Annotated in this window: 17 protein-coding genes and 1 tRNA gene; 10 read left to right on the forward strand and 8 right to left on the reverse strand. The window is 73.1% G+C overall.

All coding sequences use genetic code 11. From position 1 onward, the window contains the following. The first annotated feature begins 29 nt into the window (after positions 1–29). Positions 30–1025, forward strand: coding sequence for a magnesium/cobalt transporter CorA (gene corA, locus FHS37_RS23900; RefSeq protein WP_184824620.1), 996 nt, complete (start codon positions 30–32; stop codon positions 1023–1025). A gap of 57 nt (positions 1026–1082) precedes the next feature. Here the strand turns inward: corA and FHS37_RS23905 are convergent, their stop codons facing one another. Further along, complete coding sequence (locus FHS37_RS23905) at positions 1083–1871, reverse strand: ferritin-like domain-containing protein (RefSeq protein ID WP_184824622.1); 789 nt, start codon at positions 1869–1871, stop codon at positions 1083–1085. Positions 1872–2212: 341 nt separating this feature from the next. Then, a complete protein-coding gene (locus FHS37_RS23910) occupies positions 2213–3268 on the reverse strand; it encodes an LLM class F420-dependent oxidoreductase (protein WP_184824624.1) in 1056 nt (351 codons plus the stop codon). Between the two features lie 163 nt (positions 3269–3431). On the opposite strand from FHS37_RS23910, the gene FHS37_RS23915 reads away from it, so the two are divergent. Together FHS37_RS23915 and FHS37_RS23920 are read left to right on the forward strand one after the other, a co-directional pair. Next, positions 3432–4418, forward strand: a complete 987-nt coding sequence (locus FHS37_RS23915) for an aldo/keto reductase (RefSeq protein WP_184824626.1) — start codon at positions 3432–3434, stop codon at positions 4416–4418. Further along, positions 4415–6493 carry an ATP-dependent DNA helicase gene (locus FHS37_RS23920; protein ID WP_184824628.1) on the forward strand — a complete coding sequence of 693 codons (2079 nt, stop codon included), beginning with the start codon at positions 4415–4417 and terminating at the stop codon, positions 6491–6493. Before FHS37_RS23915 ends, FHS37_RS23920 begins: the two co-directional genes overlap by 4 nt. Before the next feature lie 65 nt (positions 6494–6558). On the opposite strand, the gene FHS37_RS23925 is transcribed toward FHS37_RS23920, so the two are convergent. After that, a complete protein-coding gene (locus tag FHS37_RS23925; RefSeq protein WP_184824630.1) occupies positions 6559–7254 on the reverse strand; it encodes a hypothetical protein in 696 nt (231 codons plus the stop codon). A 47-nt stretch (positions 7255–7301) separates the two neighbouring features. Here FHS37_RS23925 and FHS37_RS23930 point away from each other — a divergent pair, with 47 nt between their 5' ends. After that, a complete protein-coding gene (locus tag FHS37_RS23930; protein ID WP_026085313.1) occupies positions 7302–7490 on the forward strand; it encodes a DUF5703 family protein in 189 nt (62 codons plus the stop codon). An 89-nt stretch (positions 7491–7579) separates the two neighbouring features. Here the strand turns inward: FHS37_RS23930 and FHS37_RS23935 are convergent, their stop codons facing one another. The 3 genes from FHS37_RS23935 to FHS37_RS23945 all read right to left on the reverse strand — a co-directional run bounded on the left by FHS37_RS23935 (position 7580) and on the right by FHS37_RS23945 (position 10183). Continuing rightward, complete coding sequence (locus tag FHS37_RS23935) at positions 7580–8308, reverse strand: chaplin (RefSeq protein ID WP_184824632.1); 729 nt, start codon at positions 8306–8308, stop codon at positions 7580–7582. Positions 8309–8474: 166 nt separating this feature from the next. Beyond that, on the reverse strand, positions 8475–8708 hold the full coding sequence (gene chpH / locus FHS37_RS23940) for a chaplin ChpH (protein ID WP_184824634.1): 234 nt from the start codon (positions 8706–8708) through the stop codon (positions 8475–8477). A gap of 149 nt (positions 8709–8857) precedes the next feature. Continuing rightward, positions 8858–10183, reverse strand: a complete 1326-nt coding sequence (locus FHS37_RS23945; protein ID WP_184824636.1) for a M20/M25/M40 family metallo-hydrolase — start codon at positions 10181–10183, stop codon at positions 8858–8860. A 206-nt stretch (positions 10184–10389) separates the two neighbouring features. On the opposite strand from FHS37_RS23945, the gene FHS37_RS23950 reads away from it, so the two are divergent. Then, positions 10390–10474: transfer RNA gene (locus FHS37_RS23950), tRNA-Leu, on the forward strand. 63 nt (positions 10475–10537) lie between these two features. Next, a complete protein-coding gene (locus FHS37_RS23955; RefSeq protein WP_184824638.1) occupies positions 10538–10909 on the forward strand; it encodes a YchJ family protein in 372 nt (123 codons plus the stop codon). 419 nt (positions 10910–11328) lie between these two features. Here FHS37_RS23955 and FHS37_RS23960 read toward each other — a convergent pair whose 3' ends face one another. Beyond that, positions 11329–11523 carry a hypothetical protein gene (locus FHS37_RS23960; protein ID WP_184824640.1) on the reverse strand — a complete coding sequence of 65 codons (195 nt, stop codon included), beginning with the start codon at positions 11521–11523 and terminating at the stop codon, positions 11329–11331. A gap of 112 nt (positions 11524–11635) precedes the next feature. After that, entirely contained in the window at positions 11636–12337 is a 702-nt protein-coding gene (locus FHS37_RS23965) for a FadR/GntR family transcriptional regulator (RefSeq protein ID WP_184824642.1), read from the reverse strand. 136 nt (positions 12338–12473) lie between these two features. Between FHS37_RS23965 and FHS37_RS23970 the strand changes: the two genes are divergently transcribed. The 4 genes from FHS37_RS23970 (at position 12474) to FHS37_RS23985 (ending at position 16308) form a co-directional block, all read left to right on the forward strand. Continuing rightward, a complete protein-coding gene (locus FHS37_RS23970) occupies positions 12474–12992 on the forward strand; it encodes a gluconokinase (RefSeq protein WP_184824644.1) in 519 nt (172 codons plus the stop codon). Positions 12993–13098: 106 nt separating this feature from the next. After that, positions 13099–14496, forward strand: a complete 1398-nt coding sequence (locus tag FHS37_RS23975; RefSeq protein WP_184824646.1) for a GntT/GntP/DsdX family permease — start codon at positions 13099–13101, stop codon at positions 14494–14496. A 10-nt stretch (positions 14497–14506) separates the two neighbouring features. Further along, entirely contained in the window at positions 14507–15268 is a 762-nt protein-coding gene (locus FHS37_RS23980; RefSeq protein WP_184824648.1) for an SDR family oxidoreductase, read from the forward strand. A 14-nt stretch (positions 15269–15282) separates the two neighbouring features. After that, positions 15283–16308 carry an L-idonate 5-dehydrogenase gene (locus tag FHS37_RS23985; protein ID WP_184824650.1) on the forward strand — a complete coding sequence of 342 codons (1026 nt, stop codon included), beginning with the start codon at positions 15283–15285 and terminating at the stop codon, positions 16306–16308. The last annotated feature ends 12 nt before the right edge of the window (positions 16309–16320 follow it).

Genomic DNA, 16320 nt, shown 5'->3' on the forward strand with positions numbered 1-16320 from the left:
GTCCGTCGTGCGAAGGGAGAATGCGCTCCGTGATCGTCGACTGTGCCATCTACCGGGAGGGACACCGGTCGGAGGGGCCCGAGGATTTCTCCGACGCACTGGCCGAGGCGCGGTCGGCGGGGGGTTTCGTCTGGATCGGGCTGCACGAGCCGACGGAGGACGAGTTCGACCTGGTCACGCAGGAGTTCGCCCTGCACCCGCTGGCGGTCGAGGACGCCCTCAAGGCGCATCAGCGGCCCAAGCTGGAGGTGTACGACGACTCGCTGTTCCTGGTGCTCAAGCCGGTGGTGTACGAGCCGCACGGCGACACCGTCTCCTCCGGCGAGGTCATGGTCTTCCTGGGGGACGCTTTCGTGGTGACCGTCCGGCACGGGGAGGGCGCCCCGCTGGGGGCCGTGCGGGACCGGCTGGAGCGGGAGCCCGAGTTGCTGGGCAAGGGACCGACGTCGGTGCTGTACGCGATCGCCGACGCCGTCGTCGACCACTACCTGGACGTGGCGATCGAGCTGCAGACCGACCTGGAGGAACTGGAGGCGGAGGTCTTCTCCCCCGAAGGGGGCGGTTCGCGGCACACCGCGTCGCGGATCTACACCTTCAAGCGGCAGGTACTGGAGTTCCGCCGGGCGACCGGTCCGCTGACGGTGCCGGCGGCCCGGCTGGCGGGGGTGGGGACGTCCGGGGCGCGCGTGCCCTTCGTGGAGGAACGGTCCCGGCCCTTCTTCCGCGACGTGCACGACCACCTCACGCGCGTCAACGAGTCCGTGGAGGGACTGGACCGGCTGGTCTCGGACATCCTCTCGGCGCACCTGGCCCAGATGAGCGTGCGGCAGAACGACGACATGCGGAAGATCTCCGCGTGGGCGGCCATGGCCGCAGTCCCCACGATGATCGCGGGGGTCTACGGCATGAACTTCGACCACATGCCGGAACTGCGGTGGGCGGGGGCGTACCCGGCGGTGATCGCGCTGATGGCCGGGCTGGTGGTGCTGTTGTACCGGTTGTTCAAGCAGCGGGGGTGGATGTAGGACCGCGCGGCCGGGGAGCGGGGGCGGGGCGGACTCCGGGCGGCGCCCGGGGGTGCGTCAGGCGAACTCCGGGGCGGCGCTCGCGGGACCCCCGAGCGCGTTGCGGCGTTCGGGCGTCCTGAGCGAGACCATGCGGCGCCGGCCGCCCAGGCGCTCGTACGCGTACACCGCGTGGACGCCCGCCGCGAGGACCGCCGCCCTGGGCCCGGACCAGCCGAGGATGCGGCCCATGCGGGCCATCACCGCGAGGCTGACGTCCCGGTGGACGCGGATCTCCGCGAGCGCGCACTCGCGCAGGGTGCGCTGGATGGCGCGGCCGTGTCCGGCGTACGCGAGGCGCAGGAGTTCCTCGTGGCAGTAGGCGAGGTGGTTGTCCTCGTCGTGGGAGATCATCCTGACCGCGCGGCCGAGGTCGGGGTGGTCGGCGAAGTGCTTGCGGAGGAGTTCCATCTGCTCGGAGGCGCGCTGTTCGGTGACCCTGCTGTGCGCGAGGTACGTGACGATGTCCTGCACGGTGAGCGGTTCGTCGCGCCTGAGCCGGCCGTGGGCCAGGCCGATGCCCTTCTGTTCGAGGAGCCTCGTGTAGTCGGTCTCGGGCGGGACGGGGACGGGTTGCAGACCGCGCTTCCTCATCAGGGCGTTGAAGATGCGGCCGTGCTTGTCCTCGTCGGCGCCGTGCCGGGCGATCCTGGGGGCGAGTCCGCGCTGGGTCTCGGGGACCAGCGCGGCGATGCGGGCGTTCTCCCAGCCGCCCTGGGACTCGCCGCTCGCGGCGATGGAGCAGAACAGGGCGAAGGACTCGTCGTGGTCGAGGATCTCCTGGAACAGGCTCTTGGCCGACAGCATGGTGGGCACCCTCTCCGCAGGCTTCCGCGCTCCGCGGGCTTCCGCGTTCCGCTGGTTCCACACGTTCTGGTGTTCCGCGAAGGACGAGTCAAGTGCGGGGAGCGGGGTGCTGCAACAGGCGCGTCGGGCAACTCCGCCGAAAGGGGGACCCGCGAGGGGACCCGGAGGCGTACGCGGGGCGGGCGTGACCCGGAGGGCCGGCCCGCGTGGTGCCGCGTGACGGCCGTGACGGGGAGGACCCCCGAGCCCCCGCCACGACCGTGGGGGCCGGACGGGACCTAGGGCCTCTCGTTTGGACCATGCCGGGCTCGTGGGGTCCGGCATGGTCCAAACGCAGGACCCTAGGCGAGACCGGCGCGTTCCAGGGCCTCGGTGCCGGCGCGGAGGGAGGCGAGGCGTTCGTCGAGCGTGAAGCCGGCCGGGGCGAGGGTGAGGGTGGTGACGCCGGCGGCGGCGTAGGCCTTCATCCGGTCGGCGATGCGGTCGACCGAGCCGAGGAGGGTGGTCCTGTCGATCAGGTCGTGCGGTACGGCGGCCGCCGCGCCCTGCTTGTCGCCGGACAGGTACTTGTCCTGGATCTCGGCGGCCTCCCGCTCGTAGCCCATGCGCCGGGCGAGCTGGTTGTAGAAGTTCTGCTTGCGGCTGCCCATGCCGCCGACGTACAGCGCGGTGTAGGGGCGGAAGGTGTCGGCGAGGGCCGTCAGCTCCTTGTCGTCACCGACGGCGAGCGGGAGGGTGGGGCAGACGTCGAAGCCGTCCAGGGTCTTGCCCGCCTTCTCGCGTCCGGCGCGCAGGTGCTTGACGGCGGTGTCCTCGAGGTGGTCGGCGGAAGGGAAGATCAGCAGGGCGCCGTCGGCGATCTCGCCGGTCTGCTCGAGGTTCTTGGGGCCGATCGCGGCGATGTAGAGCGGGATGTGCTCGCGCTGCGGGTGCACGGTGAGCTTGATCGGCTTGCCGGGGCCGCCGGGGAGGGGGAGGGTCCAGTGCTCGCCCTCGTAGGAGAGGCGTTCGCGGGTCATGGCCCTGCGGACGATCTCGACGTACTCGCGGGTGCGGGCGAGGGGCTTGTCGAACTTGACGCCGTACCAGCCCTCCGAGACCTGCGGGCCGGAGACGCCGAGGCCGAGGCGGAAGCGGCCGCCGGAGAGGGAGTCGAGGGTGGCGGCGGTCATCGCGGTCATCGTGGGCTGGCGGGCGGGGATCTGGAAGATGGCCGAGCCGACGTCGATGCGCTCGGTCCGGGCGGCGACCCAGGCGAGCACGGTGGCGGCGTCGGAGCCGTAGGCCTCGGCGGCCCAGCAGACCGCGTATCCGAGGCGGTCGGCCTCCTGCGCCACGGTGAGGTTGTCCGCGTCCATCCCGGCGCCCCAGTAGCCGAGGTTGATCCCGAGCTGCATGGCCGTCTCCCCTTACCGATCAGTAACGTCGCTTGTGCGCCGACCCTATACCTCCGGTGGCGGGGAGGGGCGCCCGTGCGGGCCGCCGGTCGCCGCGGCACCGCGGAAATCCCTCGTCCACAGGCCCCCACACTCCGGGGTCCGGCCAGTAATCTCGGCGTTCATGGAGCAGAGGCATCTCGGCCGTACCGGCCTGCGTGTGTCACGGATCGGGCTCGGGACCCTGACCTGGGGGCGGGACACCGACGAGCACGACGCCGCGGACCTCCTGAAGACCTTCTGGGAGGCGGGCGGGACCCTCGTCGACACCGCGGACGTGTACGGCGACGGGGAGGCCGAGTACCTGCTCGGGAGGCTGATGGACGGGCTGGTGCCGCGCCGGGACCTGGTGATCTCGACGAAGGCCGGGAGCGTGCCGGGCCCGGACCGCCGGTTCGACGGCTCGCGCGGGCACCTGCTCTCCGCGCTGGACGCCTCGCTGGCGCGGCTCGGCACCGACTACGTCGATTTGTGGCATGTACACGCCTACGATGCCGACACCCCGTTGGAGGAGACGCTCCAGGCCCTCGACATCGCGGTCGGCAGCGGGCGGGTCCGCTATGCCGGTGTGTCCAACTTCTGCGGGTGGCAGCTGGCCAAGGCGGCGACCTGGCAGTTGGCCGTGCCGGGGGCGCGGGCGCGGCTGGCGAGCACGCAGATGGAGTACTCGCTGCTGCAGCGGGGGGTGGAGCGGGAGGTGCTGCCCGCCGCGCTCGACCTGGGGATCGGGCTGCTGCCCTCCTCGCCGCTCGGGCGGGGCGTGCTGACCGGCAAGTACCGGGGCGACGCCACTCCGTCGGACTCGCGCGGCGCCTCGGAGCACCTGGCGCCGTTCGTCGCGCCGTACCTCGACGACACGGCGAGCAGGATCGTGGACGCGGTGACGACGGCGGCGGACGGGCTCGCCGTGACGGCGCTGCAGGTGGCGCTCGCGTGGGTCCGGGACCGGCCCGGTGTGGCCGCCCCCATCGTCGGGGCGCGCAACGCGCAGCAGCTCACGGCGGCGTTGTCAGTGGAGGCGCTTAGTCTTCCTGACGAGATCTGCCGGGCGCTCGACGACGTGTCGGCGCCCGTGCACCGCTATCCCGATCACGACTGGAGCACGCTGTGAGCACGGAGCCGCCCGAGAACCCCGGGAACACGGAGGACGCCGAGCCGGGGACGCCGGGCGCCGACGACGCCTCCGCCGGGGGTGCGCAGGTGTCCGAGGCCGAGGCCGAGCTGCGGGCCCAGCGGATCGAGCGGGAGCGCATCGAGCGGCGGAAGGCGGAGAAGCGGGGGCCGGTCGCGGCCGGCGGCAAGCTGAGCGGCCGGGCGGCCGACCTCCTCGCCGCCGTGCGGGCCGTGGAGAGCGGTGAGAAGCCGGCCGGCACGGTGTTCGAGGAGACGCCCGCCGCGCCGCGCCGGCCCGCTCCCGAGCCGGTGCGGCGGGCGCCGGTGGTCTCCGGTGAGGCGGTTCCCGCCGCGGACGTCGTCGCGGGTGTGCGGGAGGTGCTGGTCCAGGGCGGTGCGCCCGAGGGACTCGCCGTCCGGGCGGCCGGCGTGCTGGGCGAGGAGGGCGCGGGGGTGCTGCGCGCCGATCCCTGGCAGCTGCTGCGGGTCGCCGGGGTGCGGCCCGAGCAGGCCGACGGGTTCGCACGGGCGCTGCTCGGCGCCGGGGCCGGGCCGGACGACGAGCGGCGGGGGCGGGCGGTCACCGTGTGGCTGCTGGAGCAGGCGGCACTGGCCGGGCACACCGCTCTGGAGATGTCCGCGCTGATGGACGCGCTGGGACGGCAGGGGGTGCCGGATCCCGAGGAGGCCGTGCGGAACGCCGCCTCGGAGGGGGACGTCCTCGTCTTCCGGGACGCGGTGGCGGAGGCAGGGACCCCGGCTCCGCAGGAGGAGGGTGAGGAGGAGCACCCGGTCCGGACACTGGTGGGGCTGGAGCGGTACGCGCTGGCCGAGGAGAGCCTCGCCGACGGTCTGGCCCGGCTGGTCGGCTCCGTGCCCGGGCGGGACGGTTCGGACCAGGAGTGGGAGCGGGCCGCCGCCTCGGCGGGAGGATCCGCCGGTGAGCTGATCCGGGCGGTCGCCGGGCACGGACTGGTGCTGCACACCGGCGGGGAGGCCTCGCTGGCCGAGCCGGCGGCGCTGCTGCGCGCCGCGCACGCCATGGGGCTGCGCGCCTGGGCCGCCGCGCACGGCCCGCTCGGGCGGGCGCGGTTCGCGGCGCTGGTGGAGGGTCCGGGTGTCGCCACCGTCGCCGGGCTGCTGTCCGGCGCCGAGGGACCGGGGCGGGACGCCGACGGGGCGCTCGACCTGGACCTGCTCGTCGTGCTGGACGCCCCGCAGCTGGACGTCGAGACGGCCGCCCTGGTCACGGAGTCGCTGCCGGACGGTGCCCGGCTGGTGCTGGCCGGTGATCCGGGGGTGCTCTGGTCCGTGGGCGCGGGGCGGGTCTTCGCGGATCTGCTGACGGCGCGGGTCTGTCCGCAGGTCGCCTCCCGGCGGCCTGATCCCGGGCCGCTGGGCGAGCTGGTCTCCGGGATCGGCGTCGGCGAGCTGCACCAGGTGGACGCGCCCGGCAAGGAGGTCGTGATCGTGCCGGTGCGGGACGCGGGAGAGGCCGTGCACCGGACCGTACAGCTCGTGGTGGACTCGGTGCCGCGCGCGATCGGTGTGCCGGCCGAGGAGACACAGGTGATCACACCGGGGCACGGCGGTGCGGTGGGCACGCGCGCGCTGAACGCGGCGCTGAAGGAGCGGCTCAATCCGGGGCCGGGGCGTTTCGGCGGGTTCGACCCGGGCGACCGGATCGCCCACTCCCCCGCTCCGGGGCGTACGCTGCCGGGCCGTGTGGTGAAGGCCGACGGCGAGGGGCTGCACCTGGAGTGCGGCGACGAGCGGATCGTCGTGCCGAAGGAGCGGGTGGAGCAGTCCGTGCGGCACGGGTGGGCGCTGACCGCGCACCAGGCGGTGGGCTGCCGGTGGCCCGCGGTGGTCGTGGTGCTGCCCGGTGACGCCGTTCCGGCGCTGAGCCGGCCCTGGGTGTACACGGCGTTCAGCCGGGCCGACCGGCACCTGTCCGTGGTGCACGGTGTGGAGCAGGCCCTGCCGCGTGCCGTGGCCGAGGTGGCGGCGAAACCGCGGACGACCCGGTTGCCGGTGCTGCTGGCGCCGCAGGTTCCGGCGGCGGACGGCTGAGTCCGGGGCCGCACGGGGCGGCGGTGGTGACACCCGCGTGCCACCACCGCCGGGAGGCGCACCGGTCAGCGGTCCGCGTCGAGCGGGTCCAGGTCCTCGTCCTCGTCCAGGGCCGGATCCAGTGCGTCCTCGAGACCGTCCTCGTCGGTGTCGTCCTCGAGGTCGTCGTCGAAGACCGCGCTGACGTCGAAGCGGCAGACGACCCGCTGCGGATCCGCCTGCTCGAACGGCGCCTCCAGCCACTCGCCGGGTTCGGCGGGTTCGTCCGATGTCGTCACCCAGAGCGTGGAGTCGCCCTCCTCCAGGCCGAACTCCTTGTGCCGGGAGGCGATCTCGTCCGGCTCGAACTCGCCGAACAGCAGGCCGAGCGCGCCGTGCACCGTGCCGGAGGCCGTCGCGTCCTCCTCGTCGTCCGCCGCCTCGATCCGCCGGGCGTGGGCGAGCAGCCGCTGCGGCTCGGCGACGGTGTAGTCGCGGCGGATCAGGACGCTGAGCGCGCTCGGTTCCTCGGGGCCGGTGTAGGGCGGCAGCGCGTCCTCCGCACCGGGGATCTCGAAGGGCGTGACCTCGTCGTAGCGGTCGTAGAGCAGTTCGTCGTACGCCTCCGCGGCCGCGGCCAGCTGGTTGAACGCCTCGTAGACGGCCGGGTCGTCCTCCCCCGACCTGCGTTCGACCGCGGCCAGATGGCGGTCGAGCGCGGTCTTGACCGCCTCGGCGGCGGCGCGTACCTCGGCAGCGGTGGGCTGCGCAGCATCAGACATAGTGCAGACGCTATCCGTACCGGGGGGCGGACCGCACAATAGATGCGATGCCGGAATACGAATTTGTCGACGTGCACGTACCGCGCGGGGTCTCCCGCAAGGAGACGGCACGTCTGCTGACGGACCATGCAGAGTACGGTCACTGGGAGTTGTACCGCCTGACGCTGATGCGTGACGGCAGTCGCAGGGTGCGGCTGCGGCGGCGGATCATCCGCCAGGTGCGCGCCACCTGGTGAGTCCCGGCGGCCCGAGGAGAATCACGGAACGGAGCGGGCCCCGCGGTCGCGGGGCCCGCTCCGTGTGTCCGGTGCCACGGCGTCCGGTGTCACGCAGCGGCCCGCGCCTTGCGGTAGAGGACCGCGCCGGCGAGCAGCGCGCCCGCGCCGACCGGCAGGACCAGGCCCACGGGCAGCTCGCTGCCGGTCCGGGCCAGCTGTGCGTCGGCCCGGGGCTGGGTGACGGAGTGGGCGACCGGCTCGTGGGCGACCGGCTCGTGGGCGTCCGGGGTCCGGTCGTCCGGGGTGTCCGGCTCGTCGCCGGGCCGCTCGGGGCTGCCCGGCTCGGCGGGGGTGTCCGGGGCCTCGGGCTGTCCGGGCGTCTCGCGGCCCGAGTCGCCGTTGACGCAGCCGTTGTCCGCGGTGGCGTTGCCGACGCCGATGACGTCGATGCTGTTGCCGCAGACGTTCACCGGGACGTGCACCGGCGCCTGGACGTGGTTGCCGGAGGCCACGCCGGGTGAGCCGGTGGCGTGTCCGCCGGCGTGCGCGCCGCCGTGGTCGCCGGAGTCGCCGTGTCCGTCGGACGAGGAGCCGCCCTGGTTGACGCAGGCGTTGCCCACGGACGGGTTGAGGACGCCGACGACGTCGACCGTGTTGCCGCACACGTTGACCGGCACGTGGACCGGCGCCTGCACCGTGTTCCCGGAGAGCACGCCGGGCGAGCCGGTGGCGGCGCCCGTCGCGCCGGAGTCGGCGTGGGCGGCCCCGCCCGCGGCGGCGAGCACACCGGTGGCGGCCGCCATGGTCATCAGGCCCTTGCGGGTGACCTGTCGCATTTGCTGAAATCCCTGCCTTCGACCTTGTGCCGGGAATTCCGTTCCGTCGGATTCCCGGTGTTCCGACGTTCGATGGGACCGGTCGGCCCCGGAGCACATGGCGCGCGCTCCGGGGCCGACGGGCTCAACCCTTCAGAGGGCATGCCCTAGAGGGCGAGGCACGACGTCACTGGTTGATGCAGGTGTTGCCGAAGGCGGGGTTCAGCAGCCCGATCACGGAGACCGTGTTGCCGCAGACGTTCACGGGCACGTGAACGGGAACCTGAACGACGTTGCCGGACAGGACGCCCGGGGAGTGCACGGCGGCACCCTGGGCGCCCGAGTCGGCGGCGGCCATGCCCGCACCCGCGAGAACCAGACCACCGGTGGCGGCCGCGACAGCGACGACCTTCTTGAGCATTATTCCTCCTTGTTGGCAATGCGATCCCAAGCCGCGGATCACATCACGGGTAACGAGGACGGAGTAATGAGGCTACGACCGTATGGTCGCATTCACCCTTCCCAGTTGACCCTGCACGTTTGACCGATAATCTGCGCCCGAGAAAGGGGTCAGGACGCGTCCAGGAAACGGTCGAGCACCCGTACGCCGAACTTCAGGCCGTCCACCGGAACCCGCTCGTCGACCCCGTGGAACATGCCCGCGAAGTCCAGCTCCGGGGGCAGCTTCAGCGGCGCGAAGCCGAAGCAGCGGATGCCGAGGTCGTCGAAGGACTTGGCGTCGGTGCCGCCGGAGAGCATGTACGGCACGGCCCGCGCGATCGGGTCCTCGGCGCTGAGCGCGCTCTGCATGGCGTCGACGAGCCGGCCGTCGAAGTCGGTCTCCAGGGCCTTGTCGGAGTGCACGTCCTCGCGCCGCACGCGCGGGCCGAGGATCCGGTCGAGGTCGGCGAGGAACTCCTCCTCGTAGCCGGGCAGGAAGCGGCCGTCGACGTGCGCGGTGGCCTGGCCGGGGATGACGTTGACCTTGTAGCCGGCACCGAGCATGGTGGGCGCCGCCGAGTTGCGCAGCGTGGTGCCGATCATGCGGGCGATGCCGCCGAGCTTGGCGAGGGTCTCCTCCATGTTCTCCGGGTCGAGCTCGGTGCCGAGCGCGTCGGAGAGCTCGTCCAGGAAGGCCCGTACGGTCTTGGTGACCCTGACCGGCCACTTGTGCCGGCCGAGGCGGGCCACGGCCTCGCACAGCTCGGTGATGGCGTTGTCGTCGTTGGTCATCGAGCCGTGGCCGGCCGTGCCGTCGACGGTGAGCCGCATCCAGTGCATGCCCTTCTCGGCGGTCTCGACGAGGTAGAGGCGCAGCTTCTCGTTGACGGTGAAGGAGAAGCCGCCGACCTCGCCGATCGCCTCGGTGACGCCCTCGAACAGCTCGGGGTGCTCGCGGACGAGGTACTTGGCGCCGTAGGTGCCCCCGGCCTCCTCGTCGGCGAGGAAGGCGAGGACGACGTCGCGCGGGGGCTTGCGTCCGCTGCGCAGCCGGTCGCGGACGACCGCCAGGGTCATGGCGTCCATGTCCTTCATGTCGACGGCGCCGCGCCCCCACACGCACCCGTCGGCGATCTCGCCGGAGAAGGGGTGGTGGGTCCAGTCGGCGGCGTTGGCCGGCACGACGTCGGTGTGGCCGTGGATCAGCAGCGCGGGCCGGGAGGGGTCCTCCCCCTCGATCCGGGCCACCGTGGAGGCGCGGCCCTTGTGCGACTCGAGGATCCGGGGCTCGAGGCCCACCTCGGCGAGCTTCTCGGCGACGTACTCGGCCGCCGCGCGCTCGCCGGGGCCCGAGTGGTCGCCGTAGTTGCTGGTGTCGATCCGGATCAGCTCGCGGCAGAGGTCCACGACCTCGTCCTCACCGGTGACGCTCCTGGCCGTGTCCGTGTCGCTCACGTGCTTCCTCCCGCTGTCACTGATCGTGTCCCTGCTGGTGGGTCCTCCCCATCCTCTCCCCCCGCCGCGCGGGCCCCAAGACCGGGCACGGCCCGTCGCGCGGTTCGCACGAGGACCGGCGGGAGCGGGGGTGATCGAGTCACCCCGGAACACCTGGTAATGTTTACTTCGTCGCCGCGGGGGGAAACCCGCGCGACAGACACCTTGTCCGGGTGGCGGAATGGCAGACGCGCTAGCTTGAGGTGCTAGTGCCCTTTATCGGGCGTGGGGGTTCAAGTCCCCCCTCGGACACACGAAGCGCGAGGGCCGCGACCGCGAGGTCGCGGCCCTCGGGCGTTGTCGCGGAAGGTGACCATGACCACGCGTTCCTGCCCCTGCGGGCTGCCCGAGGCCTACGAGGCCTGCTGCGGCCGGTTCCACAGCGGGGCCGCCGCGCCCACCGCCGAGCGGCTGATGCGGTCGCGGTACTGCGCGTTCGTGCGGCAGGACGCCGGCTACCTGCTGCGGACCTGGCATCCCCGGACCCGGCCGGAGCGGATCGACTTCGATCCGCGGATGCGGTGGACCGGGCTGGAGGTCCTGGAGACGGACCGCGGGTCCGCCTTCCACTCCTCCGGGACGGTGACCTTCCGGGCCTCCTACCGGGGCGGCTCGCTGCACGAGCGCAGCCGGTTCGAGCGGGTCGACGGGGCGTGGGTGTACGTCGACGGGGAGTTCCTGGAGTAGTCCCGGTGCCGGTGCGGGGTACACGCCGGCCCTTCGGGGAAACCCGGGACCGTCACCCCGCCGGAACGCCGCTCCGCCGCGTCCTGCCGGGTGATCGTCCGGTGGACGTCACCGTCGGCCCGTGCGGCGCCGTGCCGCTGGGCGAGGAGGGCCCGGGCCCCGGGACGGAGGAGGTCCCCCCGGTCCTCCGGGCCCCGGTCACGCGGAGGCGGTGACGAGGCCGGTCTCGCGGCAGGGGCCGGTGGAGTATCCGTCGATCCGGAGGTGTGAGGCGCCGAGGAGTCGCCGGTCCTCGTACCGCACGTCGTCCCGGGCGCCGCGCAGGGCCGGGGCGTGGGGTGCTCGGCGGGGTCGGGGAGGGGTTCGCCGTCCGGCGGGGAGACGTCGCACCGCAGCCGTAGAGCGGGCGAACGGCGGGATCACGCCTCGCGCGGCAGGGGCAGCGCCGTCGCGTCCGCGGGCAGCGCCACGAGGTCCGGGGACGCGGTCAGGCAGGTGCGCTCCGGGAGGTCGGGGAAGCCGGCGGGGAGCGGCGCCGGTCCGCCGAAGCGGCCCACGACCGGTCCGTCCCCGTGCGGGTGAGGGCCGCGCACGGACGGGCGGCGTCCGGCCACCTCTCCACCTCGCCGGGCGGTACGCCGCGCGAGCGCCTTCTCCCGGACGCGGTCCGGTTCCCGGAGTGTCTCGGGGTTCGCCCGAGGAACACGGCGCCGGGGTCCGACACGGCTACGGCGCCAGGATGTCCAGTTCCTGGAGGGCGCCGACGGTGATCTGGCGGGTCAGTTCCTCCGCGCGGACGGCGTCGCGCTCGCGGACCGCCTCCGCGAGCTGGACGTGCAGGGTGACGGCGGCCGGGTCGGGGTCCTCGAACATCACGTCGTGGTGGGTGCGGCCGGACAGCACCTCGGCGACGACGTCGCCGAGGCGGGCGAACATCTCGTTGCCGGAGGCGGTCAGGATCACGCGGTGGAACGCCATGTCGTGGACGAGGTACCCCTCCAGCTGGTGACCGCGCGAGTGGGCGACCATGCCGAGGGCGCGCTCGGTGAGTTCGGCGCACTGCTCGGCGGTGGCGTTGCGCGCGGCCAGGCCGGCCGCGACGGGTTCGACCGCCGAGCGGAGCACGGTGAGGGAGCGCAGTTGCCGGGGGCGGTCCGCGCCGGCCAGGCGCCAGCGGATGACCTGGGGGTCGTAGACGTTCCACTCGCAGGTCGGCAGGACCGTCACGCCCACGCGGCGCCGGGACTCGACCAGGCGCATGGACTCCAGCACGCGGACCACTTCGCGCATCACGGAGCGCGACACGTCGAACCGCTGGGCGAGCTCGTCGGTGCGCAGCACGCTGCCGGGAGGGTACTCACCTGCGGTGATCTCGGGGCCGAGGATGTCCAGTACGCGACCGTGCAGCCCCCGGCCCGTTGTGCTCATGCACTCAGCGTACGGGGTGGATCACGGGAACAAAAAGTCAGACTTATATGTCACACGACCTTGAAAACGTCGTACTAATGGGTTTCAGTTACGTCGACATCACGTGTCGACGAAGACAGCAGACAGCGAGGCAGCGATGAACATCCCCCATGTCGTCGTGGTCATGGGCGTCGCGGGCACCGGCAAGACCACCATCGGTCCCCTGCTCGCGGCCCGGTTCGGCGTCCCGTACGCGGAGGCCGACGACTTCCACCCTCCGGCCAACATCGCCAAGATGTCGGCCGGCGTCCCGCTCACCGACGAGGACCGGCTGCCCTGGCTGGACGCGATCGGCGACTGGGCGCGCGGGCGGGCCGGACTCGGCGGCGTGGTCAGCTGCTCGGCGCTGAAGCGGGCGTACCGCGACCGGCTGCGGGCCGCCGCGCCCGACGTGGTCTTCGTGCACCTCACGGGTGACCGCGCGCTCATCGAGGACCGGATGTCGCACCGGCAGGGGCACTTCATGCCCACGGCGCTGCTCGACTCCCAGTTCGCCACGCTCCAGCCGCTGGAGGCGGACGAGGCGGGAGTCGCCGTGGATGTGACGGGCAGCCCGGAGGAGATCACCGAGCAGGCGGTCACCGCCCTCGCGACCCTCCCCGAGCCGACCGCCTAGCCTCCGCCGCCCCCACCGGAAGGTCCCCTCCCGGAACCGGCACGTCCCGGGGCGCCCCCACCGCCCCGCTTCTCTCCCCGACCCCCCGTCATCACAAGGATCCACCGTGACCAGACTCAGCGTCGAGATGCTGGCAGCGGACGTACCCGAGCCGATCACCTCGGCCGGCCACGCTCAGCTGGGCATCGCCGTCCTGGCGGGCATCGCCGTCATCGTCCTGCTCATCACCAAGTTCAAGCTGCACGCCTTCCTGGCGCTGACCATCGGGTCGCTGGCGCTGGGCGCGTTCGCCGGGGCGCCGCTGGACAAGGTCATCACCAGCTTCAGCGCCGGCCTCGGTTCCACCGTCGCCGGTGTCGGCGTGCTCATCGCCCTCGGGGCGATCCTCGGCAAGATGCTGGCCGACTCGGGCGGAGCCGACCAGATCGTCGACACCATCCTCGCCAGGGCGGGCGGCCGCGCGATGCCGTGGGCGATGGTGCTGATCGCCTCGGTGATCGGTCTGCCGCTGTTCTTCGAGGTCGGCGTCGTCCTGCTGATCCCGGTCGTCCTGATGGTCGCCAAGCGCGGCAACTACTCCCTGATGCGCATCGGCATCCCGGCGCTCGCCGGTCTGTCCGTGATGCACGGCCTGGTGCCTCCCCACCCCGGCCCGCTGGTCGCGATCGACGCCCTCGGAGCCAACCTCGGCGTGACGCTCGCGCTGGGTGTGCTCGTCGCCGTCCCGACGGTGGTCATCGCCGGTCCGCTGTTCTCGAAGTACGCCGCCCGCTGGGTGGACGTCCCGGCCCCCGACCGGATGATCCCGCAGCGTGCCTCCGACGACCTCGACAAGCGCCCCGGGTTCGGCCCGACGCTGGCGACCATCCTGCTGCCGGTCGTGCTGATGCTGGCCAAGGCCCTGGTCGACATCGTCGTGGACGACCCCGAGAACACCGTGCAGCGCGTCTTCGACGTCGTCGGCTCCCCGATGATCGCCCTGCTCGCCTCCGTGATCGTCGGCATCTTCACGCTGGGCGTGCCGGCCGGGTTCAGCAAGGAGCGGATCTCGCACCTGGTCGAGAAGGGGCTCGCGCCGATCGCGGGCATCCTGCTGATCGTCGGCGCGGGCGGCGGCTTCAAGCAGACGCTGATCGACTCCGGTGTGGGCCAGATGGTCCTGGACATCTCCGCGGACTGGTCGATCCCGGCGATCCTCCTGGGCTGGCTGATCGCGGTGGCGATCCGGCTGGCGACCGGTTCGGCGACCGTGGCGACCATCTCGGCGGCCGGCCTGGTGGCGCCGCTCGCGGCCGACATGTCGACCACGCACGCCGCCCTGCTGGTCCTCGCCATCGGTGCCGGCTCGGTCTTCTTCAGCCACGTCAACGACGCCGGTTTCTGGCTGGTGAAGGAGTACTTCGGGCTGAGCGTCGGCCAGAACATCAAGACGTGGTCGGTCATGGAGACGATCATCTCGGTGGTCGCCGGCGGTCTGGTCCTGCTCCTCTCGCTGATCATCTAGGGGTACGGAGATGACGGCTCATCCTCTCTTCGACATCAGCGGCCGTACGGCCCTGGTGACCGGCTCCAGCCGGGGCATCGGACTCGCCCTCGCCCGCGGCCTCCTCGAGGCGGGGTGCAGGGTGGTCCTGAACGGGCGGGACGGCGAACGCCTCGCCGGGGCCGCGGCCGGGCTGCCGGGCGACGTCCACACGGCCGTGTTCGACGTGACCGACGGCGCCTCGGTGGCCGCCGGGATCGCGGACGTCGAGGAGCGGGTGGGCCCGCTCGACGTCCTGGTCAACAACGCGGGCATGCAGCTGCGCGCCCCGCTGCTGGAGTTCACCGACGCCGACTGGCACCGCATCCTCGACGCCAACCTCACCAGCGCGTTCCTCGTCGGCCGGGAAGCCGCCCGGCGGATGACGGAACGCGGGCACGGGAAGATCATCAACATCTGTTCGCTGCAGAGCGAGGTGGTCCGCCCCGGCATCGCTCCCTACGCGGCCGCCAAGGGCGCGCTGAAGATGCTCACCAAGGGCATGTGCGCGGACTGGGGTCCGCACGGGGTGCAGGTCAACGGGCTCGGCCCCGGCTACATCGAGACCGAGCTGACCGAACCGCTGGTGAAGGACCCGGAGTTCAGCGCCTGGGTGCGCAGGCGCACGCCCGCCGGGCGCTGGGGCCGCACCGAGGACCTGGTGGGCGGGGTGCTGTTCCTGGCCTCCCCCGCGGCCGATTTCGTCGGCGGCCAGGTGCTGTACGTCGACGGCGGCATGACGAGCGTGCTGTGAGAGGAGCGGCGCGGATGCTGGGCTGTGTGATCCACGGCGCGGGGGACCTGCGGGTCGAGGAGGTGCCGGTGCCGGTCCCCGGTCCTGGGCAGGCGCTGGTCGCCGTGCGGTACGGCGGGGTGTGCGGGTCCGACCTGCACTACTGGCGCCACGGCGGCGTGGGCGACTTCCGGCTCCGCGAGCCGATGCTGCCCGGGCACGAGGTCGTCGGCACGGTCGTCTCCTACGGTGACGGGGCCTCGGGCCCCGCCACCGGTACGGCGGTCGCCGTGCACCCGGCGACCCCGTGCGGGGTGTGCCCCGAGTGCGCGGACGGGCGGCGCAACGTGTGCCGGGACACGCGGTACCTGGGCAGCGCGGCGCGCTTCCCGCACGTGCAGGGCGGCTTCGCGGCCCGGATCGTGGTGCCCGCCGAGCAGCTGCGGTCCCTTCCCGCCGGGCTGGAGCCGCGCCGGGCGGCGCTCGCCGAGCCGCTGTCCGTCGCGCTGCACGCGGTGCGGCGGGCCGGGGAGGTGGCCGGCCGGCAGGTGCTGGTCACCGGGGCCGGCCCCATCGGCTGCCTGGTCGTGGCGGCGGCGAAGGCGGCGGGCGCGGCGAAGGTGACCGTGACGGACCTGCTGCCCCGGGCCCTGGAGTACGGGCGCGTCGCGGGTGCGGACGCGCTCGTGCGCGCCGACGATCCGCAGGACGCGGGGTGGCCGGACGAGGTGGACGTGGCGATCGAGGCGTCGGGCGTGGCCGCCGGGCTGGACGCGTGCCTGCGGCGCGTGCGGCGGGGCGGGGTCGTCGTGCAGCTGGGGATGCTGCCGCCGGGGCAGAGCCCGTTCGCGGGCAACCTCGTGGTGAGCCGGGAGATCGAGCTGCGCGGGTCGTTCCGCTTCGACGGCGAGTTCGACGCGGCGCTCGACCTGCTCGCGGCCGGGTCCGCCCTCGACGGGCTGGTCAGCGCGGTCCTCCCGGCGCGGGACGCGGAGTCGGCGTTCGCGCTCGCCGCGGACCGGAGCAGGTCCTGCAAGGTCCTGCTGGACTTCGGTTCCTGAGCCGTTTCGCCG

Origin of the sequence: Streptomyces griseomycini, from assembly GCF_014203535.1 — a bacterium.
GTDB classification, from domain to species: domain Bacteria; phylum Actinomycetota; class Actinomycetes; order Streptomycetales; family Streptomycetaceae; genus Streptomyces; species Streptomyces griseomycini.